20 protein-coding genes are annotated in these 26,181 nt (G+C 71.6%); 9 read left to right on the plus strand and 11 right to left on the minus strand.

What is annotated here, in order from left to right:
- Window positions 1-116: 116 nt before the first annotated feature.
- The 5 genes from KBX71_RS11370 to KBX71_RS11390 are packed head-to-tail and all read left to right on the plus strand — an operon-like array spanning window position 117 to window position 4,299.
- The gene (locus KBX71_RS11370) at window positions 117-668 is read left to right on the plus strand and encodes an RNA polymerase sigma factor (RefSeq protein ID WP_205780191.1); all 552 of its coding nucleotides are present in this window, start codon (window positions 117-119) and stop codon (window positions 666-668) included.
- Window positions 665-1,468: a zf-HC2 domain-containing protein gene (locus KBX71_RS11375; protein WP_210817904.1), complete on the plus strand. Its 804-nt coding sequence runs from the start codon at window positions 665-667 to the stop codon at window positions 1,466-1,468. Before KBX71_RS11370 ends, KBX71_RS11375 begins: the two co-directional genes overlap by 4 nt.
- Before the next feature lie 34 nt (window positions 1,469-1,502).
- Complete coding sequence (locus KBX71_RS11380; RefSeq protein WP_210817991.1) at window positions 1,503-2,303, plus strand: ABC transporter ATP-binding protein; 801 nt, start codon at window positions 1,503-1,505, stop codon at window positions 2,301-2,303.
- Window positions 2,300-3,688, plus strand: a complete 1,389-nt coding sequence (locus tag KBX71_RS11385) for a hypothetical protein (RefSeq protein WP_210817905.1) — start codon at window positions 2,300-2,302, stop codon at window positions 3,686-3,688. The genes KBX71_RS11380 and KBX71_RS11385 overlap by 4 nt, the downstream gene beginning before the upstream one ends.
- Window positions 3,685-4,299 carry a hypothetical protein gene (locus KBX71_RS11390; protein WP_210817906.1) on the plus strand — a complete coding sequence of 205 codons (615 nt, stop codon included), beginning with the start codon at window positions 3,685-3,687 and terminating at the stop codon, window positions 4,297-4,299. Before KBX71_RS11385 ends, KBX71_RS11390 begins: the two co-directional genes overlap by 4 nt.
- Before the next feature lie 53 nt (window positions 4,300-4,352).
- Here the strand turns inward: KBX71_RS11390 and KBX71_RS11395 are convergent, their stop codons facing one another.
- Both KBX71_RS11395 and KBX71_RS11400 read right to left on the minus strand, forming a co-directional pair.
- Window positions 4,353-5,558, minus strand: coding sequence for a DUF418 domain-containing protein (locus KBX71_RS11395; protein ID WP_210817907.1), 1,206 nt, complete (start codon window positions 5,556-5,558; stop codon window positions 4,353-4,355).
- A gap of 151 nt (window positions 5,559-5,709) precedes the next feature.
- Complete coding sequence (locus tag KBX71_RS11400; protein WP_210817908.1) at window positions 5,710-6,873, minus strand: acyl-CoA dehydrogenase family protein; 1,164 nt, start codon at window positions 6,871-6,873, stop codon at window positions 5,710-5,712.
- Between the two features lie 250 nt (window positions 6,874-7,123).
- Here KBX71_RS11400 and KBX71_RS11405 point away from each other — a divergent pair, with 250 nt between their 5' ends.
- Together KBX71_RS11405 and KBX71_RS11410 are read left to right on the plus strand one after the other, a co-directional pair.
- A complete protein-coding gene (locus KBX71_RS11405) occupies window positions 7,124-8,551 on the plus strand; it encodes a UDP-glucose/GDP-mannose dehydrogenase family protein (protein WP_210817909.1) in 1,428 nt (475 codons plus the stop codon).
- A gap of 150 nt (window positions 8,552-8,701) precedes the next feature.
- Window positions 8,702-13,594: an SCO7613 C-terminal domain-containing membrane protein gene (locus KBX71_RS11410; protein WP_210817910.1), complete on the plus strand. Its 4,893-nt coding sequence runs from the start codon at window positions 8,702-8,704 to the stop codon at window positions 13,592-13,594.
- Window positions 13,595-13,768: 174 nt separating this feature from the next.
- On the opposite strand, the gene purE is transcribed toward KBX71_RS11410, so the two are convergent.
- The 9 genes from purE to mca all read right to left on the minus strand — a co-directional run bounded on the left by purE (window position 13,769) and on the right by mca (window position 24,804).
- On the minus strand, window positions 13,769-14,260 hold the full coding sequence (purE, locus tag KBX71_RS11415) for a 5-(carboxyamino)imidazole ribonucleotide mutase (protein WP_210817911.1): 492 nt from the start codon (window positions 14,258-14,260) through the stop codon (window positions 13,769-13,771).
- 32 nt (window positions 14,261-14,292) lie between these two features.
- Entirely contained in the window at window positions 14,293-15,468 is a 1,176-nt protein-coding gene (locus tag KBX71_RS11420; protein WP_210817912.1) for a 5-(carboxyamino)imidazole ribonucleotide synthase, read from the minus strand.
- A gap of 122 nt (window positions 15,469-15,590) precedes the next feature.
- Complete coding sequence (locus KBX71_RS11425) at window positions 15,591-17,627, minus strand: thioredoxin domain-containing protein (protein ID WP_210817913.1); 2,037 nt, start codon at window positions 17,625-17,627, stop codon at window positions 15,591-15,593.
- Window positions 17,628-17,668: 41 nt separating this feature from the next.
- Window positions 17,669-18,304, minus strand: coding sequence for a restriction endonuclease subunit S (locus KBX71_RS11430; RefSeq protein ID WP_210817914.1), 636 nt, complete (start codon window positions 18,302-18,304; stop codon window positions 17,669-17,671).
- Window positions 18,301-19,626, minus strand: coding sequence for a class I SAM-dependent DNA methyltransferase (locus tag KBX71_RS11435; RefSeq protein WP_210817915.1), 1,326 nt, complete (start codon window positions 19,624-19,626; stop codon window positions 18,301-18,303). The genes KBX71_RS11430 and KBX71_RS11435 overlap by 4 nt, the downstream gene beginning before the upstream one ends.
- Window positions 19,627-19,936: 310 nt before the next feature.
- Window positions 19,937-20,620: a hypothetical protein gene (locus tag KBX71_RS11440; protein ID WP_210817916.1), complete on the minus strand. Its 684-nt coding sequence runs from the start codon at window positions 20,618-20,620 to the stop codon at window positions 19,937-19,939.
- A gap of 246 nt (window positions 20,621-20,866) precedes the next feature.
- Window positions 20,867-23,401: a bifunctional diguanylate cyclase/phosphodiesterase gene (locus KBX71_RS11445; protein ID WP_210817917.1), complete on the minus strand. Its 2,535-nt coding sequence runs from the start codon at window positions 23,399-23,401 to the stop codon at window positions 20,867-20,869.
- A gap of 179 nt (window positions 23,402-23,580) precedes the next feature.
- Entirely contained in the window at window positions 23,581-23,874 is a 294-nt protein-coding gene (locus KBX71_RS11450; RefSeq protein ID WP_210817918.1) for a hypothetical protein, read from the minus strand.
- Window positions 23,875-23,922: 48 nt separating this feature from the next.
- Window positions 23,923-24,804, minus strand: coding sequence for a mycothiol conjugate amidase Mca (mca, locus tag KBX71_RS11455; RefSeq protein WP_124818005.1), 882 nt, complete (start codon window positions 24,802-24,804; stop codon window positions 23,923-23,925).
- Window positions 24,805-25,007: 203 nt separating this feature from the next.
- On the opposite strand from mca, the gene KBX71_RS11460 reads away from it, so the two are divergent.
- Complete coding sequence (locus KBX71_RS11460) at window positions 25,008-25,448, plus strand: DUF4307 domain-containing protein (protein ID WP_210817919.1); 441 nt, start codon at window positions 25,008-25,010, stop codon at window positions 25,446-25,448.
- A gap of 156 nt (window positions 25,449-25,604) precedes the next feature.
- Entirely contained in the window at window positions 25,605-26,102 is a 498-nt protein-coding gene (gene greA / locus KBX71_RS11465; RefSeq protein ID WP_210817920.1) for a transcription elongation factor GreA, read from the plus strand.
- Window positions 26,103-26,181 lie beyond the last annotated feature (79 nt).

Here is a 26,181-nt window from a genome sequence, read left to right on the forward strand (position 1 = left end):
GCGGACGACGTTCCCGGTGTGTGGGGAGTCACGCGGCCCCGTCCGGCCGCGCAAGCTGTGACCGGGGTCACAGGAGAATCGAAACCGGGGCCGGGGTACGCGTCGTCTTGCCTGTTGTGAGACGAAGTCTGGACGGGCTCGACGAGGGTGAGCTCCTGCGCCGCGTCGCTCGGGGCGACCGGCGCGCGTTCGACGCGCTGTACCGGCGTACCGCCCCGTGGTTGACCGCGCGACTGCGTCGGCGCTGCGCCGACGAGGACGTGGTGGCCGAGGTGCTGCAGGAGACGTACCTGGCGGTCTGGAGGTCGGCCGGCAGCCAGGCGCAGTCGTCCGCCTCCGGCAGCGCGCTCGGTTGGCTGTGGACGATCGCCGCGCACCGGCTGATCGACGCGTTCCGCCACCGGGCCCGACGGGAACGCATCCCGGCGGTGCAGACCTTCGAGACCGTGGCCCCCGCGGCCGAGGACGAGGCGCTGGCCGGCGGGCTGGACGCCAACCTGGAGCGTGCCCTGCACGCTCTGCCGGCGGAACTCCGTCAGGTGCTGCGCTCGATGGTCCTCGACGGGTTGACCGCGCGGGAGACCGCCCTGCTGCTCGGCATGCCGGAGGGAACCGTGAAGACCCGGGCCCGCCGGGCCCGAATCGCCCTCCGGGAGGCGCTGTCATGACCACTCACCCGACACCCACCCTCATCTCCCAGTACGCCTCCGGTGGCGGCGACGTCGACGACACGACCATCTGGGCGGTCGAGGCGCACCTGGAGGGCTGTGCCGCCTGCCGCGCGGTGCTGACCGACGCCGCCGACCCCGGAACGCGGGACCTGCTGGACCGGGTGGCGGACGGCATCGCCAGCGGAATCGCCACCGGCCCGGGTCCGGTACGCCGTCACCGGCTGCTGCGCACCGGGGTCGCCGCACGGGTCCTACCCTGGCTGGTCACCGCCACCGGGCTGATGCTGGCCGCGGCCCTGTTCGAGTGGACCTTCGACAACCTGCCATCGCTGGTGCTGCTGATAGCGCCGGTGGCGCCTCTGCTGCCGGTGGCCGCGGTCTGGAGCCGGCGCCTCGACCCGGCCTGGGAACTGACGGCCACCATGCCCCGCACCGGTCTGCCGCTGCTGATGCGCCGCACGTTGGGGGTGCTGTCGGCGGTCATACCGGTGCTGGCGGTGACTGGCTGGTTCACCGGGCACTCCCCAGGGCTCTGGTTGCTGCCCGTCCTGGGGTTCACCGCCGGCGCGTTGGCGCTGGGCACTGTGGTGGGGGTCGACCGCGCGGCACTCGTGCTGGCCGTCGCCTGGTCCGCCGGTGTGGTCGTGCCGAGCCTCGCCGACGGGCACCTCCCGGCGATCCTCACCGGCGGCAGCCTGCCCGGGTGGGCGCTCACCACCGTGGCGTTGACGGCCGTCGTGCTCGTCCAGGCCCGCCGACGGCCGCAGGACCCGCACCAGAACCTTCTGCACCGATGACGACATCGAGCCACTGCCGAATGGAGAGATCATGATGCGTACGGTCAGCGTGGCGGAGACCGCGCCGTCCACCTGTGCGTGGGCGGTGCACGCCGAGAAGTTGCAGGTCCGGGCCGGCCGACACCTCGCGGTCAACGAGCTCGACCTGAGGTTGGGCACCGGTGTGCACGGGCTGCTCGGCCCGAACGGCGCCGGCAAGACGACCTTGATGCGAGCCCTGGCCACGGTGTTGAAACCGGCAGGTGGGCGGTTGACCCTGCTCGGCGGCGAGGTCACCGGCAACGCCGACCTCCGCCAGGTACGCCGCGGCCTGGGCTACCTGCCGCAGCACTTCGGCTTCTACCCGCGCTTCACGGTCCGGGAGTTCGTCGAGTACGTCGCCTGGCTCAAGGAGATGCCGAAGGCCATCATCCCGGGCGCCGTGCAGCGGGCCGTCGAACGGGTGGGCCTGACCGACCGTGCCGACTCGCGGATGAAGACGCTGTCCGGCGGAATGCTGCGCCGCGCCGGCATCGCCCAGGCGATCGTCAACGACCCGGCGGTGCTGCTCCTCGACGAGCCGACCGTCGGCCTCGACCCGGAGCAGCGCCTCGACTTCCGCGAGCTGCTGCGGGAGATCGGCCTGGACAGCTGCGTACTCGTCTCCACCCACCTGGTCGAGGACGTCGCGGTGGCCTGCTCCGACGTGGTGCTCATCAGTGAGGGCCGGTTGGTGTGGCAGGGCACCACCGGGCAGCTCACCGAGCAGGGTGGGGCCGGCGACGCCGGCGACAGCGCCACCGAACGTGGCTACTCGTCGCTGCTGCGCGCCTACCGTGGGCGGGTGTCGGCATGACGGGACGCATTTTCCGCATCGAGCTGCGCCGCTCGGCGGCGCTGGGCATCGGCCTGTTGTTGCTGGTGACCGGCGCGGCGTTGCTGCTGTCGTCCACCGAGTTCTTCGCGGGGCGGTGGATGCAGCTGGCGGTGCTCGCCCGGTCGATGCTGATGGTGCTGCTGCCACTCGCGCTGGCTGGTGGGGCGTGGATGGGCCGGCGCGACGCGCGCCACCGGGTCAACGAGTTGTTCGCCAGCACCGTCCGGCCGCGGTGGCAGCGGATCGTTCCGACCGCCAGCGCTCTCGCGGTCACGGTGGTGGCCGCGTACATCCTGGTCTTTGTGATCGCGGCCGGATGGGTGGTGCCGACGTCGGGATACTTCCCGACCGCGACGATCGTCGTCTTCGCGGTCGGTGTTCCGGCGCTGATCGCTGCGGGTTGGCTGGGGATGGCCGCCGGCCGGGCCGTGCCCAGGGTGATCACCGCGCCGATCCTCGCCGTGGTCGGCTTCGTCCTGGTGGGGTTGCTGCCGGAGTTGGCGATGGCACCCGACACGGGCGCGGAGATCGCGCAGTTCCGGCCGGAACCGGCAGGCGTGCTGCTCCTACCGACGATCACCGGCCTGGACGACTTCCAGACGATCGCGACGCGGGTCAGCCTGCTCCAGGCGCTGTGGCTGGTATCCCTCGCCGCGACCGGCCTGCTGCTGCTCGGCGCGGTCCGTCGCCGCGCCATCGCGTTCGCCGTGCTCCCGGCGGTGCTCGGCGTCGCGGTCGCGCTACCGCTGCTGCCCGTCGGCGGAGCCCGCGGTGCGGCGGTCGTCGACCCGGTCGCCATCGAACTGGTCTGCGACAACGACGGCCCGCAGGTCTGCGTGACGCGGGCGCACGCCGGGCTGCTGCCCGCCGTCGTCGGCCCCGCCCGCCAGGCGCTCGCCACGATCGCGGCGAAGCTCCCCAACGCACCGGTCCGGGCGGTGGAGACCCAACAGGTCAGCTACTGGGCGCGGCTGGACCGGGACCAGGCACCGCCCCGGCACTCCGCCGACACGATCGTCTTCAACACCCCCACGATCGACCGGGGCGGGCGGGCCGACCTGTCCGGCGACTACTTCCTGCCGTCCCTGCTGGGGGCGACCTGGCAGCAGGAGTGCGGCGACCAGGCGGTTCGGGGCGACGTGTACCGGGCCCGGATGGTCGCCGCCGCCTGGCTGACCGGTCGACCACCGGCTCCGCAACGCGGATGGGCACCCGAGGAGACGGCGGGGCTGGAGAGCGCGTACCAGGCGCTGGTGAGCCTGCCGGAGGTGGAGCAACGACGTCGGATGGCAGCGGCACGCGAGGGCGTGCTGGCCTGCCGGGACGACGAGCTGGTGGCGATCCTGCCGGCGGACCAGCAGTGAGGTGGCTCCAGCTGCACCTGCGCTCCCGTCGGGTCCCCCTCGCCCTGGCCACCGTGACCGCCCTGATCGCGCTGGCGTGGGCGCTGTCCCTGGCCTACACCGACTCGGCGACCATCAGCGCCCGGACGGCCAGCCTCGCCATCATGCTGGCGGCGGTCGCGGTCGGCACCACCCTCAACGGCGCCGACGACGCCCTCGACCACACCATGGCGGTCAACTGGCCGGTACGCCGCGCCGGGCACCTGCTGCTCGCCGCCGCCGCGATCACCGCGTTGCTGTCCCTCAGCATGATCACCGACACGCGCTACGAGCCGTTCGCCCTCATGCTGCGCAACACCGTGGGGCTGCTCGGGCTCACCGCGCTCGGCGCCACAGTGCTGGGCGCCGCCCTGGCCTGGATCGCCCCACTGACCTGGACCCTCATCGCGGTCCTGCCGATGATGGTGCCCAGCCAGGATCTGAAGATGCAGGTCGCCGGCTGGCTGATCCAACCTGCCGGGACCACCGCCGCCACCGCCTGCGCCGCCATCCTGGCGGTGACCGGACTGCTCGCGTACACCCTGCGGGGTTGCCCCGTGCGGCCGGTGAGCGAGACCGCCCCCGACCAGTGACGGACGCTCCGGTGCTCCGGAATCCCGGAGCACCGGACGTGCGGTCCAGCGACCTATGCCGGGTCCGTGGCCCGCAGCCGTGGCCACCGCTGCTCGGTCCAGGCCCGCAACAGCCACTCCATCGGCCCGTACCGGAAGCGGGCCATCCACGCCGCGCTCGCGGCGAGCTGCACACAGTAGATCGCGACCGCGATGAGGACGACGACAGCGGGCGCGACGGCACCGGCGAGGCCCAGCCCGACGCCTGTGAAGACCAGCACGCAGAGCAGCGACTGACCCAGGTAGTTCGACAGGGACATCCGGCCGGCCGGCGCGAGTACGGCGACGACCCGCCGCCCCCGGTTGGTCTGAAAGAACTGGAGCACTGTGGCGGCGTACGCGGCCGCGAGCAGCGGTGCGGTGAGCACGCCCGCCGTCAGCCCGGTCAGGTTGGCGGTGCCCCCGCCCGAGGCGAAGACCACCGCGCCGGCCAGGCCGACCGGATAGCCCAACTGCTGCACCCGGCGCAGGAGCTGCCGGTTCCCGGCGACGTCGGTGAGCAGCCGGCGCCGCCCGGCCGCGTAACCGAAGAGGAAGGCCGAGAGAGCGAGCGGCCCCTGCACGAGGAGCGTGCCGAACATCGCCGGCAGCTGGCGTACGTGCTCAGTGATCAGTGTGCCGATCCCACCCTGGAGTGCCTCGGTGGACCGCTGTCCCGCCGCCAGCGCCGACGCCGGATCGGTGACCAGCTGGGTTCCGCTCGTGGCGGCGAGCGCGAGGACGAAGCCGATCACGCCGGTCAGCAGCACGGCGACGCGCAGCGCGGTCCCGACGCGGACTTTCCGCATAGCGAGCAGGACCAGACCGAGCAACGCGTACGTGGCCAGGATGTCGCCCTGGAACAGCAGCACCGCGTGGAGGATGCCGAGCACGAAGAGCCCGGCCAGCCGTCGCCGGAACCGTGGGGCGATGTCGACGCCGCGCCGCGCGGCGGAATCGAGTTGGAGCGTGAAGCTGTAGCCGAACAGGAAGGAGAAGAGCAGGTACGCCTTCATCGTGAAGAGCAGCTCGACCAGCCACAGGACCGCTTGGTCGCCCCACGAGTCGTGTGCGGGATCCGGAACCAGCTGGAAGGGATAGCCGGAGGCGAAGAAGGCGATGTTGACGACCAGGATGAAGAGCAGCGCCACGGCGCGCAACGCGTCGACGTCGACGATCCGGGACAGCGTCCCCGACGACGCTCGGCTCTCGACGGGCGGGTCCTTGATGGAACGGCTCACGGGACAACCTCCGGAACGGACAGGAAACCTGTTCGGTGACTGCCCTGTGACCCTATGAAGTTGCCCGCCCTGGCCGACAGCCGGTGAGCGGGAAGATGGCAGGTGGGGTATGCCCTACCCGCACCTGCCATGAGCTGCCAACGGACCCGGATCAGCCCTTCAGGAGCTCCCGCGCCATCACGATCCGCTGCACCTGGTTGGTGCCCTCGTAGATCTGGGTGATCTTGGCGTCCCGCATCATCCGCTCGACGGGGTAGTCCCGCGTGTAGCCGTAGCCACCGAGCAGCTGCACCGCGTCGGTGGTGATCTCCATGGCTGCGTCGGAGGCGAAGCACTTCGCCGCCGCGCCGAAGTAGGTGAGATCCGCGTCGCCGCGCTCCGACTTGCCGGCAGCCGCGTACGTGAGCTGCCGGGCCGCCTCGAGCTTCATGCCCATGTCGGCGAGCATGAACTGGATCCCCTGGAACTCGGCGACCGCCTTGCCGAACTGCCGACGCTCGGCCACGTACCCCTTCGCGTAGTCGAGCGCGCCCTGCGCGATCCCGACGGCCTGCGCGGCGATGGTGACCCGGGTGTGGTCCAGGGTCTTCATCGCGGTCGCGAAGCCGGTGCCCTCCGCGCCGATCATGCGGTCGGCGGGGATCCGCACGTTGTCGAGGTAGACCTCGCGGGTGGGCGAGCCCTTGATGCCGAGCTTCTTCTCCGGCGCGCCGAAGCTCACTCCGGGGTCGGACTTCTCGACGACAAAGGCCGAGATGCCCCGGGACCGGGCGGACGGGTCGGTAACGGCGAAAACGGTGTAGAACTCGGACACGCCGGCGTTCGTGATCCACCGCTTCACACCGTTGAGCACCCAGTGATCCCCGTCACGTACCGCCCTGGTGGTCATCGACGCCGCGTCGCTGCCAGCCTCCGGCTCGGAGAGGCAGTACGAGAACATCGCGTCACCGGCCGCGACCGGCGTCAGGTACCGACTCTTGAGGTCGGCGGAACCGGACAACAACAGTGGCATCGTGCCAAGTTTGTTCACCGCCGGGATCAGCGAGGAAGATGCGCAGGCACGGGCCACCTCCTCGATCACGATGGCGGTGGCCAGCGCGTCCGCGCCCGCGCCGCCGTACTCCTCGGGGATGTGCGGGGCGTGGAAGTCGGCCGCCCGCAGCGCGTCGTAGGACGCCTTGGGGAACTCCCCGGTCTCGTCGGCCTCCGCGGCGTGCGGAGCCACCTTCGCGGCACAGACCTCACGCACCGCTTCCCGGATCGCCTGGTGCTCATCAGGCAACCGGTAGACGTCGAACGACTCCCCTGCGGCCATCTCGGCCCTCCCCTTCACCGCTATCATGCGCAGTCTGTGACGACTCCTGACCGCCGACCGCGCAGACTGAAGACTAGCGACTGCAGTTCAGGTGATGTTACCGGCGCGTAGGCATGGGCAATATGGTGCACCTGACGCGCTCGACGATGATGAAGACCGAGACAGTGAGCGACCCTCCGGTGCCCCGCCCAGGTGCCGCAGCAGAATGCGACGCGACGACGCGACGCCAGCGCGAGCGGAGAAGACAGGCGTGACGATCCCCTACCCCACCATCCAGCCGACCCCCGTCATCGCCGCGGTGACCCCGCCCTCGGGTGCACCCCGGCCGCGGGTGACGTTCCTCGGGACTGGTTACCTCGGTGCGACGTACGCCATCTGCTACGCGGAGCTGGGGTACGAGGTCCTCGGGTTCGACGTCGACGCCGACAAGATCGCGATGCTGAACGCGGGCCAGGTGCCGATCCACGAGCCCGGCCTGGACGAGCTGCTCCGGCGCAACCTCGCCGCCGGCCGGCTCCGGTTCAGCACCGACATCGCCGAGACCGCCGAGTTCGGTGACGTGCACTTCATCTGCGTCGGCACCCCTCAGCGGGCCGACGGCATGGGCGCCGACCTGTCGTACGTCGAGGCGTCGGTCACCAGCCTCGCCCAGCACCTGACCCGCAAGGCGCTGATCGTCGGCAAGTCCACCGTGCCGGTCGGCACCGCCGAGTGGGTCGAGCAGCTCGTCGGCAAGCACACCCCCCACGACCTGGACGTCGAGGTGGCGTGGAGCCCCGAGTTCCTCCAGGAGGGCTTCGCCGTCGACGACGTCCTGCGGCCCAACCGGATCGTGGTCGGCGTCAAGAGCGAGTGGGCCAACGGCATGCTCTACGCCGCGCACAAGGGCGTGTTCGACCTGGCCGCCACCGAGGACCGCGAGGTGCCCCTGGTGGTCACCGACTTCGCCACCGCCGAGCTGGTCAAGGTCGCCGCGAACGCCTTCCTGGCCACCAAGATCTCTTTCATCAACGCGATGGCCGAGGTCTGCGAGGCTTCCGGTGGCGACGTCACCCAGCTGGCCCGCGCCATCGGCTACGACCCGCGGATCGGCAACAGGTTCCTCCAGGCCGGCCTCGGCTTCGGAGGCGCCTGCCTGCCCAAGGACATCCGGGCCTTCCAGGCGCGCGCCCAGGAGTTGGGCGCCGGCGAGGCGCTGCGCTTCCTGCACGAGGTCGACCTGATCAACCTGCGCCGGCGTACCCGGGTGCTCCAGCTCGCCGCGGACCTGCTCGGCCGCCGCTCCGGCCCGGCCGGCCCGGACTTCTCCGGTACCCGGATCGCCGTGCTCGGTGCCACCTTCAAGCCCAACACCGACGACGTCCGCGACGCTCCGGCGCTCGCCGTCGCCGCGCTGCTGCAGAAGGCCGGCGCCGACGTGCACGTGTACGACCCGCAGGGCACCGAGAACGCCCGCCGCGCGGTTCCCGAGTTGACCTACGAGAGCAGCATCAACGAGGCGGTCAGCGACGCCGACCTGGTCTGCGTCCTCACCGAGTGGGCCGACTTCCGCAACGCCGATCCGGTCGCCCTCGGCGAGTTGGTCAAGGGCCGCAAGGTCGTCGACGGCCGCAACTGCCTCGACCCGGCACTGTGGACGCAGGCGGGCTGGGAGTACCGGGGCATGGGTCGCCCCTGACGAAACCGACGCCCACCGGCCGGTCATCGAGCGTCTCGATGGCCGGCCGGTGTCGTTGTTTGCCCGGGACCCGCCGACAAGAGTCGAAATCCGCGCCAGCTTTGGGCATGCTGCGACAGTGGGAGTCCACAGTGCGGGTGGAGGGGTGTCGTGGCGACCTTTCAATGCTCCTCGTGCGGCCGGGAGATCAAGCCGGCCGTCCGATGCCCGCACTGTGGGGCAGATCAACCACAGTGGGTCGAACACCTGGCCGATATTGAGCGTTCGATCGCGGAGATGAAGGCGCGCGACGCCGCCATCGCGCGCGAGCAGCGGCAGATCGCCGCCAAGATGCAGGCCGCGCTCTTCCAGCGGGACATCCTCGCCCACGCCGGCGAGGAGCGGATCAAGCAGGCCACCCGGCCACGCCGGGTGCTCCGCCGCCGCCCCGGCCGGCGGCCACCGACCGCCACCATGGGGGCGCCGCCACGGGTGCCCCGCCAGGGCACTTCGCCCGCCCCGGAGGATCCGCCGCCCCCGCCCCGGGCCGCCTGGTTGGACGTGGACGACCCGGAGCACCCGCCTGAGGCATCCTCCCGCGAGGTGCAGAACATCCCGCTCGGGCTGGGCGCGCTGCTGCTCGGAGTGGCAGCGGTGGTCTTCGCCGCGGTGGCCACCAGTTCGATGGACGCGCTGGCCCGGCTGGGCATCCTGCTCCTGGCCACCGTGCTGATGCTGCTCGCCCCACCGGCACTGGCCCGACGCGGGCTCACCTCGACCGCCGAGACCATCGCGGCCGTCGGCCTGCTACTGGTGCCGCTCGCCGGCAACGCCCTCTGGGCGGTGGACCGGATCGGCGCCGGCGGCGGCTCCGCCACGGTCTTCGCCGGGGTGATCTTCGCGGTCACCGCAGCCGTCGCATTCGGGTACGCCGGTTGGACGGGTCTGCGCGCGCCCCGCTTCGCCACAGTGCTCGCCGCGCAGCCGGTGCTGCCTCTGCTGGCGTACGACCAGATCACCGGTCCGGGCGGCTGGGCTCTGGTGCTGGCCCTGGTCGCCCTCGTCAACCTCGGCCTGGCCCGCTCCGGCGTGACCGTCGAGCGCCCCGCCCGGCAGGACCTGCCGTCGCCGGGCACGCCGTCGGCGCCCCGCCAACGCGACGCCGAGAGCCGCCCCGAGGGCGACCAGGAGGAGGCCGCCGAGCTGATCGACGCCAGCGCGGGCTCCGCCGAGCCGCTGCCGACCCGGCCGGTGCCCGGTCTGCGTGAGCTGACCTGGTTGCTGCACGCGCTGGCGGTCGCCGTCTCGCTGGCGTACGCGGTCACCGCCCTGCTGCGGGCCGAGACCGTGCCGACCGCGACGGGCGCCGGGGTGGTGCTGGTGTTGGCCGCCGTGATCGGGCTGGCCGGCGCGCTGGTGCTGCGTCGCCCGCCGCTGCCCGACGTCGCGGCCGGCATCGTCACCCTGGCCGTGATCGGCGCGCTCAGCCGAATCGCCTCGGTGGCACTCCCCGGCCGGGCGCTGCTACTGATCGCGGCGGTCATCACGGTGACCGGGCTGGCGGTCCGCGCGGTCCCGGAGGCGGCCCGACGTGGCCCACAGATCGCCTCCGCGGTGGCGCTGACCGTCAGTGGTCTGGTGGTCGCCGGCGGCGCGCTACGCGCCGGGGTGCCACCGGTCCGGGCGGCACTGCCCGCCTGGGACCCCGACCTCAGCCGGTACCCGGGCGAGTTGGCCGCCGCGGTCGGGCCCACCACCTGGCAACTCGCGGGTGCCGCATTCCTGCTCACCATCGCGGCGGTGCTGGCCCTGCCCGCCGAGATCCGCCGGGAGTTCGCGGTCGCCGGCGCGGCGCTGACCGCGCTCGCCGTCCCGGCCTCGTTCGGTCTCGGCTGGACGACGGCACCCTGGCCGATGGTCGTCACCGCGATCGGCATCGGGGTGATCGGGCTCTCCGCCCGCACCGACCGAGCCGCGGTGGCGCACGCCATCGGGGCGGCCGTGGTCGGCCTGTTCGGAGCGGGTGCCAGCCTGTCCAGCCCCACCCTCACGGCCGCGGTCCTGATCACCCTGTTCGTGGCCGGCACGCTTGTCGCGCTGGCGCCCCGGATCCGGATCGCCTCGGCCGCCTCCGACACGGTCACCGCCTGGGCCGCCGGTGGCGCCGCGTTCGCGCTGCCCGGGGCGGTGGCCGCGTTCGTGGCAGCCACCATGCCGAGCGACTCGACCCTCACCCCGGCGAGCCTCCGCGAGGTGACCGTCCCGGTCCTGGCTGCCAGCTTCCTGGCGGTCTGCGTGACCCTCGGCTACGCCGCCGTCGTGCAGGTCTCCCAGCGCCACATCCCCGCGCCGCTGTCGGTCGGCACCGGGCTGGGCGCGCTGCTGGTCACCGCCGCCGCGTTCGGGGCGCCCGGCGCGACGGTCGCCGACGCCTGGGTCGGCGCGCTCCTGCTGGTCGCGGCGGTGCTGCTCTTCCTGGCCCCCTCCATCGACGCCGGCCGTCGAGCCGACCTCACCCTCGACGGCTCGGACCTGGCCGCCGCGGCGGTCACCACCGCCCTGATCGCCACGCTGGTACGGATCGGTGCGGTGCTCGCCCCGGGCGGGCAGCTGGCGGTGGCCGCCGCCCTGCTCCTGGTGGTCGCCGTGGGCGCCCGCAGCATGCCGGAGGAGTGGCGACGCGGGCCGATCCTCGGCCTCACCGTCGGCGGTGTCCTGATCGGCGTACTCGCCGGCTGGTCGGCGGTGCGCGGTGGCGTCGGCGTACTGGCCACCCCCGGCCCGATCTGGAGGGGCGACCTGAGCGACTGGCCGGCCGCCCCAGTCGGCGGTGCCACCTGGCAGGCGCCGGTCGCGCTTGCGCTGTTGGCCCTCGCCGCCGGCATCCTGCTCCCGCCGCCCTGGCGCTGGGACGTGTCCGGCGTGGCGGTGGTGCTCGCCACGATCGGCGCTCCGGCCGCGTTCGACCTGGCCTGGTGGTCGCCGGTTCTGGTCGGCGGGATGGTCGCCACCGTGTTCGGCATGGCCGCGGCGGCCACGGAGGAGGCGCGCGCCGGGCTGTCCCGGGCCACAGTGGCCGGGGTCGTCGCGCTGCACGCCGCCGGAGCCGGACTGGTCCGCCCGTGGACCACGGCCCTGGCGCTCGGCAGCATCGCTCTGATCGGCGTGGTGGTGGCCACGCTGGCCCGTGTCCTCGCCGGCCCACAGGTCGCCGACATCGACACCGAGGGATTGCCGCCGCACCTGGCGCAGATCGGCGGCGCGGCGATCGGCGCCGCCCTGCTGGCCCTCCCCGGTGCGGTAGCGGCACTGGCCGCCGAGTTCGAACACTCTGCGCAGGTGGTGCTGACCGCCGCGCTTGCCGCGACCAGCCTCGGCCTGGCCGCCGTGGCCGCGGTCCGCCGGCAGGTCCCGCAATATCTGCCCTGGGTCAGCGTGGCGGTGGTCGGCGGGGCCACCATCAGCGCCCTCGCCGCCATCCCCACCGGCCTCGCCGCCGGCGTCTACGCGGCCGCCGCCGCCCTGCTCGGCGTGCTGGCCGAGCTGATCCGCGCGGCCACCGTGCCGCCCACCGGCGCCGCCCAGCCGGTCCGACGCTGGGCGGTACGACTCGACGGCGCCCTCCGGCGGCTGCCCGACGACCCGGAGCGACGACGGTGGCGGGTCGACCCCGCGGCGGGTGCGTTGGCCGCGGCGGCCCTTCCGACCGCCCTGGCACTCGCCTCGATCGCACCCGCGCTGGTCACCGCCCTGGTCGAGCCGCACCGCACACTGACCCGGATCTGGCAGGGCCCGCCGCCGGAACTGCTCACCCCACCGCCGGACGTGGTCAACCCGACCCACGTGCTGACGGCGCTGCTGCTCACCGCGACCGCCGCGCTGGCCGCCACCGGGTTCACCGGCGGCCGCCGGTCCCGGGCCGTGCCGGTGGTGCTGCCCGGGGCAGCCGTCACGCTGCTGATCGCACCCATCGCGCTGGGCCAGGGCTGGCCCGCCAGCACCTTCGCCGCGCTCGCCGTCTTCACCATCGCGATGCTCGGTCTCGCACTGACGCCACCGCCGCCGCTGGTCGAGCGGGCCCGCTCGCTGCGGCTGGCCCGGGTGCTGGTGTTCGCCATCGGTCTGGCCGGCGGCAGCGCCGGACTCGCCGGCAGCCTGGCCGACCGGCAGATGACAGTGCTCACCCTCGGCAGCGCGGTCGGGGTGGGCGCGGTGGCGGCGCTGTTCGGCACCACCCAGCGGGCGCGCATCCTCGGCTGGCTCTTCGCCTCACTCATGGCGCAGCTCTTCGTGCTCACCGCCGGCCTGGTCGCCGGCCTGGCCGCGGTCTGGTCCGCGTTCGGGGTGCTGGCCGTCGGCGCGGTCCTACAGGTGCTCGCCGCGACCCTGCCCCGGCTGCGCCGCCCCGAGGCGCAGCGGGAAGCCTCCACTGTCGAGTGGACCGGGTACGCTGCCGCGCTCATCGCGTTGGCCCTCGCCTTCGACTCGCCCCGACACATCGCCGCCCTGCTGGCCGCCTGGGGCGCCGTCCTCGGAGTGGCGGCGACCCGACCCGGCCGCCGGCCGGTGGAACGCCGGATCCTGTTCTGGGCGGTGGTGGTCTGCGAGATCACCGCGTGGTGGATCCTGATGCGAGTCGCCGACGTGGCGCTGCCCGAGGCGTACACGCTGCCGTTCGCCGCGCTGGCCCTCCTCGTCGGAGTCCTGGAGCTGCGTCACCGACCGGACATGAGCAGTTGGGTGGCGTACGGGCCGGCGCTGGTCGCGGCCTTCGTGCCAACGCTGGCCATCGTGGTGGCCACCGAGTCCAGCACGATGCGGCAGATGCTGCTGCTGCTCGGCGCCGTCGCGGTACTGATCTTCGGCTCGTCCAGTCGACAGCAGGCACCGGTGATCGTCGGCGCGTCGGTCACCGCGATCACCGCGATCCACGCCCTGTTCAGTCTCGGCCCGTGGCTGGCGCTGATCCCGGTGGGCATCCTGCTGCTGGTGCTCGGCGCGAGCAACGAGCGCCGACGCCGCGCCCAGGAACGCCTACAGACCGCGCTCCGCGGCATGAGATAGACCGGAGGGTCCCGGCGGCGTGCCTGAGTGGGGACGGTGAGTGGGCGCGGGGATTGCCGCGGACCCAAGCGTTTGCCGCGCGCGATCTTGCACTTTCTGTCGCGACACAAGGGGCGAAAGCCGCGAAGCGGCGACCGAAAGTGCAAGATCGCGGGTGGGGTGGGGGCGGGGCAGCTAGCGCAGGGTCGCCTTTAGGGCGGTTTCCTTTTCCGCTACCAGCTTTTCCAGGTCCTGCTGGTAGGTCGTCATCTTGGCGCGCAGATCCTCGTCGCCGGCACCGAGGATCCGTACGGCGAGCAGGCCGGCGTTGCGGGCGTTGCCGATCGACACGGTGGCGACCGGGATCCCGGCCGGCATCTGCACGATGGACAGCAGCGAGTCCATGCCGTCGAGGTGCTTCAACGGCACCGGCACACCGATCACCGGCAGCGGCGTCACCGAGGCGACCATGCCGGGCAGCGCGGCGGCACCCCCGGCCCCCGCGATGATCACCTTGAGGCCCCGGTCGGCGGCGTCGCGCCCGTACTCGATCATCGCGACCGGAGTCCGGTGCGCCGAGATCACCCGCACCTCGTACGCCACGCCGAAGTCGTCCAACACCTCGGCGGCGGCCCGCATGGTCGGCCAGTCCGAGTCGCTACCCATGATCAAGCCAACCGTGCTCACTGCGGCCCTCTCGTCGTTCCCGAAACCGTGGCTCACTCGTGGCCCTCGCGCAGCCAGCGCGCAGCCCGTGCGGCCCGTGCCCGCAGGTCGTCCAGGTCGTCCCCGAGCACCGTGACGTGCCCGATCTTGCGGCCAGGTCGCACCTGCTTGCCGTACAGGTGCACCTTGGCACCGGGCTCGGCCGCGAAGAGGTGGTGCAACCGCTCGTCGATCGACATTCCGCCCGGCTCACCGCCGAGCACGTTCGCCGACACCACCACCGGGGCGGTCAACGCGGTGTCACCCATCGGGTAGTCCAGCACGGCCCGCAGGTGCTGCTCGAACTGCGAAGTCCGGGCGCCCTCGATGGTCCAGTGCCCGGAGTTGTGCGGGCGCATCGCCAGCTCGTTGACCACGATCGCGGGCCGGCCGGCGTCGTCGCGCACCTCGAACAGCTCCACTGCCAGCAGGCCGATCACCCCGAGCGCGGTGGCCAGGTCGATGGCGAGCTGCTGAGCGGAGACCGCCAACTCCTCGTCCAGGCCGGGCGCCGGGGCCAGCACCTCCACGTTGATGCCGTCGCGCTGCACCGTCTCGACCACCGGGTACGCGGCCACCTGACCGAACGGCGAACGGGCCACCTGCACGGCCAACTCCCGTCGCAGCGGCACCCGTTCCTCGACGATCAGCCGGGTGCCGCCAGCGAGCAGCGTGGTTGCCAGCTCGGTGGCCTGGGCCGCGTCGTCGACCATCCAGACGCCCCGGCCGTCGTAGCCACCCCGGGCCGCCTTGAGCACCACCGGCCAGCCGACCTGCTCGCCGAAGCCGACGAGGTCAGCGGGCTCCGCGACCGGCGACCAGGACGGGTTGGGTGCACCCAGCTCGGTCAGGCGTTCCCGCATGACCTGCTTGTCCTGGGCGTGCAGCAGCGCGTCCGCCGGCGGGTACAGGGGCACCCCTTCCGCCGCCAGCGTGCGGATGTGCTCGGAGGGCACCTGCTCGTGGTCGAAGGTGACGACGTCGCAGCCCTTGGCGAAGGTGCGCAGGGCGGCCAGGTCGGTGTGGTCGCCGTACTGGACGTCGGTGGCGACCAGCGCCGCGCCGTCGTCGGGGGCGGTCGCGAGCACACGCAGTGACTGGCCGAGGGCGATCGCGGCCTGGTGGGTCATGCGGGCCAACTGGCCGCCACCCACCATGCCGACAACTGGCAGACCGGTACGGGAATCCATAGCGCGGCCAGCCTATCCGGGCCCCCGACGGGCCCACCGGGAGGGCCGGCGACCCGCCTCGGAAGAGCTGGCGGGACCACCCGACGGGCGGCGCGGGCGACTACCCGGCGTGTCCGTCCGGTTCAGCCCAGCTCGGCTACCAGGTCCTCGACCGAGGTGACCGGCCGCTGGCAGACGAAACCCCGGCAGACGTACGCGGCGGACCGCCCCTGGACCAGCGGACGGTCGGCGAGCAGCGGCACACCCGGCTGGTCCGGACGCCCGGCGACGACCACCGCTCCGGGCGGGGCGTGCCGGTGAGCGGCGGCGACCAGGGGGTCGCCGGCCGGGTCGTCGGTGGCCACGGCGATCTCGTACGGCCCGGAGAGCAACGCCTCGCCGACCATGGCCGCGTACCCGGTGAAGCGGGGGTGCTTCCCGACGATCGGCGCGACAGTGCCGAGGGCCGCCTCGGCGGCCTCCCGGTAGCGCGTCTCGCCGGTCAGCGCCGAGTACGCCACCAGCCCGGCGATCAACGCGGACCGGCCGGACGGGGTGGCGTTGTCGGTCGGGTCGGCCGGGCGGGCGACGAGCCGCTCCGCGTCGTCGGCGGTGTCGTAGAAGGCGCCACCGGGCGCGGCGAAGTGCGCCAGGGCGGTGTCCAGCAGTTCGCCGGCCAGGGCGAGCCAGCGGCCCTCGCCGGTGAGCTGGTGCAGCGCGCAGAATGCCTCGGCCACGCAGCCGTAGTCCTCCAGGACACCGGCCGGCTCGCCGACCTTGCCATTCCGGGAGACCCGGCGCAGCCGGCCGTCGACCAGGTGCACGGTGGCCAGGTGCTCGGCGGCCTGGCGCATCGCCCCGTCGGCGACGATGGTGACGCCGTCCATCAGGTTGGCGTCCTCGTCCTGCGGGGACAAGTGCACGGCGGCGACCTGCTGGAACTCGGCGAGGGCGGTGATCGCCAGGCCGTTCCAGGCCGCCACCACCTTGTCGTCGAGCGCCGGCTGCGGGCGGGTGTCCCGGGCGGCGAGCAGCCGTCCGACCACCTGCTGCCAGCGGGCCCGCACCTCGGGCGCGGCGTCGTCCACGTCCCGGGCCAGCCGCAGCACGCTCATGCCGTGCTCGAAGGTGCCCTCGTCGGTGACGGTGAACAGGTCGGCGGCGAACCGGCCGTCCTCCTCGCCCAACGCCTCGACGAGTTGGGCGGGCGTCCAGGCGTAGGTGAGCCCCTCGACGCCGTCGGTGTCGGCGTCCAGTGCGGACGCGAACCCCTGCCCCGGCCGGTGCAGCTCGTCGGCGAGGAACCGGGCGGTGTCCCGGGCCACCCGGCGGGCCAGCGGGTCGCCGGTGAGCCGCCACAGCTGGGTGTAGACCCGCAGCAGCAGCGCGTTGTCGTAGAGCATCTTCTCGAAGTGCGGCACCGTCCAGTGCGCGTCCACCGAGTACCTGGCGAAGCCGCCCGCGAGCTGGTCGTAGATGCCGCCCCGGGCCATCGCCTCGGCGGTGTGCCGGGTGATCTCCAGGCCGCCCGGGTCGCCGGTGCGCTGGTGGTGGCGCAGCAGGAAGAGCAGGTTCATGTGCGGCGGAAACTTCGGGGCGCCACCGAACCCGCCGTTCGTCGCGTCGTACTCGCTGGCCAGCTTGGCGGCCGCCGCGTCGAGCAGCGGGGCGTCCAGCGGGGCGGTGGGGCCGCCCACGGCCTGCGCGCCGCCGATCGCCTCGACCACGGCGGCACCCTGGCCCAGGACCGCCTCACGCTGCTCCCGCCAGGCGGTGGCGACCGACTGGAGCAACTGGACGAAGTTGGGTCGCGGGAAGTAGGTGCCGCAGAAGAACGGGGTGCCGTCCGGGGTGGCGAAGACGGTCATCGGCCAACCGCCCTGGCCGGTCATCGCCTGGGTGGCGGTCATGTAGACCGCGTCCACGTCGGGACGCTCCTCACGATCCACCTTGATCGACACGAAGTTGTCGTTCATCAGGGCGCCGACCTGCGCGTTCTCAAACGACTCGTGCGCCATCACGTGGCACCAGTGGCAGGCCGCGTAGCCCACCGAGATGAGCACCGGAACGTCCCGCCGCTTCGCCTCGGCGAACGCCTCGTCCGACCAGGGCCACCAGTCGACCGGGTTGTCGGCGTGCTGGAGCAGGTACGGGCTGGTGGCGTCGACGAGTCGGTTCACCTGACGACCATAGCCAGCCTCACTGCGACGGGCACGACAAGTTACCCAGGAAGCACGAGTCGCCCGGGTCTTTCACCTCGCATCAGCATCCCGGCCAGCCGATCCCGGGTCCTACCCGCCAACCGGCTCAGTGCGTCGTGGACTTCGACCTGCTCGTCCAGCAATGCCAAAGCAGCAGCAATCTCCTGCTGATCCTGGTGAGGCGGAAGCATGACCGGCAGCCCGGCGAGAACCGCAGTGCTGATCGAGGGCACAGCCGTACCCTGGGCTCGCCGCCGCACCCACTCCTGTGCCTCGGGCAGCGCTAGGTAGTAGGCGAGATACCGCGACATCACCTGGTACGGGCGCACTCTCATCAGGCCGGTCGAGAAGAGCCAGCCGTCACAGCTTGCCGGAACCCAAGCGAGTCGCCCGACTGTGCCGGTTCGGGTAACAAGGATGTCGTCCACGACAACGGTATAGGGCGCGAGAGTGGCCGCCACGTCAGCACGGACCCGACTGACGGCATCCGTGTGGACCCGCCCGTCCCGAACGTCCTTGGGCGCAATCATGCCCACGCCGTCTTCGCTCCGATCTTGCTGCCGCACCGCCGCCCCCGAAGGCCCTGACCGAATATCGGCAATCTTCCCCAGACTCGACTCTGCCCAGCCTCGGGGAACGGCATCCAGCAGGCTCATCGTTGGCCAAGCCCCCTGAGCATCTCGTGCACGTCGGCGTCTATCCCTCTCGCAACGTTTGTCAACTGGATCAACTCGCTTGTCAGCTCCGAGAAGTCCGCGTCGGAAGGGTGGCCCGTCGCGACTGACTCAGGCTGCACATAGCTTGGCGGAAACAACGAGTAGTTTTGATCGGCGATGGCAGTGGCCGTGGCTGTGGCGCTGAACCCCACGCGCGGGACGAACTTCCGGTCGGTCCGGCCGACCGACAGCCATCGTCGATACTCCTGCGACACTTCCTCGATGTCGTGCGGCGCCAACTGCCGGCGGGTTCGGGTGGACATGCCGCCCAACGTCTGCGCATCGATGAACAGCACATCCTCGCGCCGCCTCGACGGGCGTCGGACCAGCCACAGGGCTACCCCGATCGACGTCCCGCCGAAGAGTTGCGTTGGCAGAGCCACCACGGCGGCAAGTGCACCGTCCTCGACAAGCCCTCGCCGAATCTCGCGCTCCCGGGGAGCAAGGGTCGAGGCGGCGCCATTGGGCATGATCACGGCGCCCCGCCCGTTCTCGTCAAGCGACTCGACTGCCAGTTGGAGCCAGTTGAACTCTTTCCGGCGGGAAGGTCCGTATCGCCGGCGCATCCCGCCCACTTCAGCGTCGGATAGAAGGCCGAAGGGTGGATTCGATACGACGATGTCGAATCGGTCCATCGCTGCCATGGCCAGCGAACCCAGCTCCGACTTCGACACCGTTGCCCCCGCGCCGTGCATGACGAGGTTCATCTCCGCCAGTTCCACAAGAGTCGACTCGGGGTGCGACGCCCGCACGACGAGTGGTGGTGAGCCACCGCTTGCCACAGCGACCTCGACGAGAAGTTCCCCCGCGCGGGAGAACGGATCGAGACAACGCGACCCGGCCGTTATCGGGCCGACCAGCTCCGCAATCAGCCGGGCGACTGATCGAGGCGTGAAGAACTGACCGCTCATACCGTCGCCGAGCTGGTCGAGCGCGTGGTCGAAGATGCCGATGAGATCGGACGACTCCACGCCGACGCCGTCAAGGATGTGGATTGCGCGACCCAGGGCGTGCCAAACGGCCGGCTGCACGTCTGCCAGCCGCCTGGCGACCCGCGCTGACTCGACGAGGCCGGTGTCGGCGAATGTGTCAGCGAGCCGATCAGTCGGCCGGGATGACTCGTTCAGCGAGACTACGAGATCCCGCCATGCCAGCGGACGTTCACGGCGCAGGAACACAAGTGCCAGAACGACGTGCCAGTAAACACCGTCACGCGTCGCCGATCGGTGCAGGTCCGCCGTCAGATCGGCCGCCTCCCTCACCAATCGTCGACCTTGCGCCGACACTGGACCATCCCTCTGCGCCCCGGCTTGTGCGCCCGGGTTCAGACGGCTTCCATACGTAGCGCCCGGCAGTTCGTCATCTCGCAGCGACTTCGTCGGAATCGGACGCCGGGCAAGCCAGGCGGCCACCTCGTCTCGTTGGAACAGTTGCCCGTCCGCCGTCTCGACGGGCGTCGGAAAGTCGGCGTACCGACGCTCCCAGTTGGTAACGGCCGGACGCTCCACCCCCGCGAGACGTGCGATGTCAGAGCGGGAAACGAGACCTGCCCCCGAGGCGTCCACGCGGGCCTCAGAAGCCTGGCCGCGCTGCCCGCGAACGCACTTCTCCGCGCCGCGCAAGGACGGTCTCGACTCGATCGAGCCCTCGAATCTCCTTCGCCAGGACCGGATCCATCCTGCCCAACAGGAGATAGAGCTTTCGGTGGTCAGCAGACAGGTCACGATGGTGGATGGGCTCGTAGTGCATGATCCTGTTTCGCAGCAAACGCATTGTCTCGAAGGCCTCGTGCAGTTCAGCCCTCCGGCCGGAGTAGTGCGGAAACGCCAGGTGCAGCGTCGGGACCCAGAGCAGGCGGTCATAGGACGAACCACGGCGGTTGCTGAGCAGGGACACCCAGAATCCGAAGCTCAGTTCGGCGACGACATCGTCGGCAGACGGCGGCGTCAGGCCCCTGCGTCGGCACTTGAGCGTGGCCTCGGTCACCAGGCGGATGCCGTGATCAGTCAGGGGAACCGACGCTGCCGCCCACCAGTCCGATCGGCCGAATCTCCGGCAGAGTTGGTCATGCAACGCGTTTCTGAGCGCGACTTCGAGGCAGTGCAGCGGCCCATAGAAGGCGGCGGACACCTCGATATTCCACCAATAGAGCCCCACCGCTTTGTCTGCGGCCTGCCCGCTCTCGGTCAGGTACGGGTTCAGCCGCGGGACGGAGAATGCCCGGCGGATCCAGTCCGGCAGGTCGTCGGCGCTCATGCTCAATCACTCCGTCCGAACGCGGTTACCTGCGAGGGGTGACGTGGTAGGGTGGGACGCGTAAGCCCCGGGTCCGCCTCTGCTCTGCATGCCGCCCGGGGCACTGCTTTGTCCGGGCAGAGCGCAGTGAGCGCAAACCCTGGCCAAACCAACAGCCCTGCTTACTGCGAGAAACTTACCCCTCAGTGTCCGGTTCTGCAAGCGTACTCCGCTACGCAGAACCTGTTAACCCCTGATTCCAGCTCCTCAGGACGCGCCGTCGGCGCGGAGCCGGAACACGTTCGACTCCGCCGAGTCGCGCAGGGACCCCAGCACCGCCCCGATCTTGTCCGCTGGCATCGGCTTGAAGAAGTGGTAGCCCTGCGCGGAGGTGCAACCCAGCTCGGCCAGGGCCATCCGCTGCTCGGCGGTTTCCACCCCTTCGGCGACCACCCGCAGCCCCAGCTCGTGAGCGAGGCCCACGGTCGTCCGGACGATCGCGGCGGCCTCCGGCGAGTCGGCCATCCGGATGACGAAGGAGCGGTCCACCTTCAGCTCGTCCACAGCGATCCGGGTGAGGAAGGTCAGCGACGAGAAGCCGGTGCCGAAATCGTCGACCGCGAGTTGCACGCCCATCGACCGGAGCGTCGCCAGCACCTCGTCGATGACCTCCAGCTCGCTCATCACCACCGTCTCGGTGATCTCCAGGACGAGCCGGTGCGGCGGCACCTGGTGGCGGCGCAACGCGTCGGCGATCTCCACAGGTAGCCGGGGGTCGAGCAGGCTGCGCGCCGAGAGGTTGACCGAGATCGGGACGTCCAACCCCTCCCGGGCCCAGCTGGCGGCCACGCCGAGCGCCTTGTCCAACACGTAGCGGGTGAAGGTGCCGAGTTGCTCGCTGTTCTCCACCGGCCGGATGAAGTCGGCCGGGTTCAGCCACCCACGCCGGGGGTGCTGCCAGCGGATCAGCGCCTCCACCCCGGTGGGCGCTCCCGTGGCCAGGTCGACCGCCGGCTGCAGCGCCAGCACCAGTTGATCGTCGACCTTCAACGCCTCACGCAGCTCGGCCAGCAGGGCGAGTTGGTCGGTGCTGGCCGCGTCGCGGGCGGCGTCGTACGCGGCGACGTTGCCACCGCCCTCCTTGGCCTGGTACATCGCGATGTCGGCCCGGCGCAGCAGCTCGGTCAGGTCCGCGGTGCCGGCGGCGGCCACCACCACGCCGACCGAGACCTCGATGGACATCCGTACGCCGGCCACCTCGGTCGGCGCGGCCAGCCGCTCGGCGATCTCGCGGGCCTGGCGCAGCGCGTGGGCCATCGGGGCGGCCCGGTCGCCGAGCACCGGGACCGCCGTGAGCAGCAGTGCGAACTCGTCGCCACCGAGTCGGCCGAGCAGGTCGCCGGCGCGGACCAACGCGTTGAGTCGGTTCGCGGTCAGCCGCAGCAGCTGGTCACCCGCCGCGTGGCCGAGGGTGTCGTTGACTTCCTTGAACTGGTTGATGTCCAGCAGCAGCAGCGCCACCGGGTGATCGTGGCTGAGCTGTCGCAGCGACTGGTCGCCCTTGCTCAGCATCGCCGCCCGGTTGGCCAATCCGGTGAGCGGGTCGTGCACCGCCTCGTACGACGAACGGGCGGTCACCAGCCGCAGCTCGTGGTGGGTCGCGGCGTCGTGCAGCGCGGCGGCGAGCGCGTCACCGAACGCGGCCACCGCGTCGCGTTCCCGGGCCGAGGGCGGGGCCGAGCGGGGGAACCGCACCCGCAACCGACCGACCGGCGCGGCGCCGACCGACAGTGCCCGGCTCAGCTCGTGCTCGTCCAGCTCCGACTGGGCCGGTGGGCCGGTCTCCCGGTCGACCAGCTGACCGCTGGCGTCGCCCCGGTAGCGGTGCCAGCGCCCGTCGGCCCGCGCCACGTCGACGTCCACCAGTTCGGCGTTGAACAGCGTCAGCGCCCCGGTGACCGCCGCGCTGGCCACGCCCCGCTCGTCGAGCTGGTTGAGGGCCGCGGTGGCCTCGGCGAAGGCACGCCAGGTGCGGCGCTCCTGATCGGAGCGCAGCCGGTAACGGTAGGTCTGCTGCAGTAGCCACAGCAGCGGCGGCAGCAACAGCAACCAGCGCGGGTCGATTTCCAGAAGCGCGACCACCACGAGGCCGACCGCCACGTTGCCGACGAACATCAGCAGCTTGCCACGCAGCGCGGCGAGCAGCGGTGGCCCGATCGGCAGCCCGTGCCGCAGACCCAGCGTCACCCCGCCCAGCCAGGCGGTCACCAGGAGGTACGTCACCGAACCGGCGATCACGGCCAGCGCCAGCATCGGGGTGGGCGGAGAGAGCAGCGGACGACCGAGCGCGGTCGTCACGGAGACGGCCAGCGCGGACGCGGCGGCCAGCGACGCGGCGATCCGGACGATCTCGAGGGCCGGACGGCGGTCGTTGTGCAGTGACAGCATCGTCCAGGCCAGCCCGGTGCCGAGCAGCGTGGCGGACGGGAGCCAGCCGGCTGGAGTCAGGTAGAGGCAGACGATCAGCGCCGCCTCGCCCCAGGTGATGCTGACCATGCCGGCGGCCGAGCGGAACCGCAGGCGGGCGAGCTGGGCGAGGGCCAGGACGGCGACGGCGATGCCGAAGCGGGCCGGACCGCCGAGGGGGTCCTCGGCCGGCAGCCGGACCGGAAGGGTCAACCCGACCGCGGCGGCGGCCAGGGCGGTCAGCGTGACAGCGGCGGTGAGCACCAGCAGCCGGCCCGGTGTGCCACGCACCCCGAGCCGATCGAACGGGTCGTCGTCGGCCGGACCGGAGGTCATCGACCTCCCCCGTCAGCCGACCGACCGACGTCGCGGCGGGCGGCCGGTGCTGTGCTGGTCATCGGCGCCCCCTCCCGCACACGGCTCGGAGACTTTTGGTCCCCCCGGCGGAAGGCTAAGCCAAACCGGGTGGCCGCAACAGGGGGCGACCAACCGGTTCGGCGTGATTCATGCGTGGACTACCCGTTCAGGTGCTGCTGGTGCCCGTTGGGAGCGGGCGTGGATGAATCACGCCCCGCGGTCCCGTCTGTCGGATCGACGACTGCCGCATCGGCCCTGGTCCGGTCGGTCGGCCCGGACTGCTGGGGGAAGCGGTCCGGCAGACGGCGCAACCGAGCGTTCATGTTGCGGATCAGCAGGATGGTCGCGGTGGCCAGCAGCAGGATGAGGAAGAGGCCCATCGGCCCGGCCAGACCACCCGTGCGGGTGTCCCCGAAGTTGTTCTCCGCGAGCACCTGGGCAGCGGTCAACATGGCGTTCCTCCGATGTGCGGTTGGTAACCAGCGTAGCCCCGCCGGGAATCAGCGTGCGTGCACCGTCTCCCGCACTCCCGCGAAGAGGTCGGACTCGGGCAGCGGGCTGTCGACCATCGAGCGGGCCAGCTCGTAATCCTCGGTCGGCCAGGCGGTTCGCTGGAGCTCCATCGGCACGTGGAACCAGAAGCCGTCCGGGTCGACCTGGGTGGCGTGGGCACGCAGCGCGTCATCACGGACCGGGAAGTATTCGGCGCACTCGACCCGGGTGGTGATCCGGGGGCCCTTGTCGGGCCGATCCTCCCACCGCTTGATCCACTCCTCGTAGGGCGACTCCAGCCCGGCGGCCAGCATCCCCTCGTGCAACGCCATGATCTTGCCCTTGGAGAAGCCGATGTCGTAGTAGAGCTTCAGCGGCTGCCAGGGCGCGCCCAGCTCCGGGTAGCGCTCCGGGTCACCGGCGGCCTCGAACGCGGCCACGCTCACCTTGTGGCACATGATGTGGTCCGGGTGCGGATAGCCACCCTCTTCGTCGTACGTGGTCACGACGTGCGGACGGAACTCGCGCATCAGCCGCACCAGCGGGCCCGCGGCGACGTCGACGTCCTGGAGGGCGAAACAGCCCTCGGGCAGCGGCGGCAGCGGGTCGCCCTCGGGCAGACCCGAGTCGACGAAGCCCAGCCAGGCCTGGTCGACGCCGAGGATCGCGCGTGCGGCGTCCATCTCGGCACGCCGGATGTCGCCGATGTTGGCCCACACGTCGGGCCGGTCGAGCTTGGGGTTGAGCACGCTCCCGCGCTCGCCACCGGTGCACGTCACGACCAGGACGTCCACCCCCTGAGCGACATACTTCGCCGTCGTCGCCGCGCCCTTGCTCGACTCGTCGTCCGGGTGCGCGTGCACGGCCATGAGACGCAGTTGCTCTGCCAACTTCGGCGCTCCTCGTCTGTGCCGGACGGTGGACCCGACCGGGCTCGACCGGCTGACCTGCCGGGATCTTTCCTCACCGCACCCTGTCGCCGGCCACCAGCGTCGGGCATGACCTGCCATTCCTGCCGCTGGACCGGGTGGGAGGATGGGACTCTGCCATTCTTGCCGATGCCGCCGACAACAACGCCAGGAGATACCCGCCGGTGACCGAGACGCACGCCACAATTTCACCAGGTGCTCCGGTATTCCCGGCCGGGCGCTACGGCCGCCGTCGGGCATCCGGCGGAAAGCGCCGCCGTACGATGCTGGCCGCGCTGGTGCTGCTGGCACTCGTGGCGACGCTGACCGTGATCTCGGTCCGGCTCTACCGCCAGTACGGCGACCCGGTCTACGACGCCCAGGTGATCACGTACACCGACATCACGGACAACCAGGTGCTTGTCGACTTTCGGGTGACCGTCCCGCCGGGTGGATCGGCGGTCTGCGTGCTGCGTGCCCGGGACCGTTCCGGCGCCGAGGTGGCCCGCGATCAGGTCACCGTGACCGCCGATCCCGGGGATCGGCACGTCACGACCCGGCACCGCCTGGCCACCACCGCCCGGCCGTTCATCGGTGAGGTCCTGCGCTGCCGAGAACCGTCCTGAGCTGCCCGAACAGCACCGGAAACGGGGCCGACCGAGCGCCTACCCGGGGTGTGGGAAACGGACACCGGCGGTGATGGCCGACACGCTGTGTCGTTCCGCACTGGTAACTTGGTAGTTCACCTGTCAGCCAGCCACGCACAACTGAGGAGAACGCCTGTGTCCACTGGCAACGAGGCGCCCGCCACCTGGCTGTCGCAGGACGCGCACGACCGCCTCCAGGCCGAGCTCGACGAGCACATCGCCAACCGTCCGGCGATCGCAGCTGAGATCAACGCTCGGCGCGAGGAGGGCGACCTGCGGGAGAACGGCGGCTACCACGCCGCCCGCGAGGAGCAGGGCAAGGCCGAGGGTCGCATCCGCTACCTGCAGGAGCTGCTGCGCACCGCGAAGGTCGGTGAGGCCCCGACCGCCGACGCGGTGTCGCCGGGCATGGTCGTGACGATCTACTTCGACGACGACACCAAGGACACCGAGACCTTCCTGCTCGGTTCTCGGGAGATCGCGGCCACTACCGACCTGACCGTCTACAGCCCCGAGTCCGCGCTGGGCAAGGCGATCCTGGGCGGGCGTGCCGGGCAGACCTGCACCTACACGGCGCCCAGCGGCGCCGACATCAAGGTGACAGTGGTCAGCTTCGAGCCGTTCTCCGGCTGACCTTCGCCGGCCGCGCCACCCGCTGCCGGCCGGGCTGACCGACCGCCGGCATCCACTGTCGAAACACCGCGCATCCGAG

It is taken from the genome of Micromonospora sp. D93 (genome assembly GCF_018070365.1).
GTDB lineage: Bacteria > Actinomycetota > Actinomycetes > Mycobacteriales > Micromonosporaceae > Micromonospora > Micromonospora ureilytica.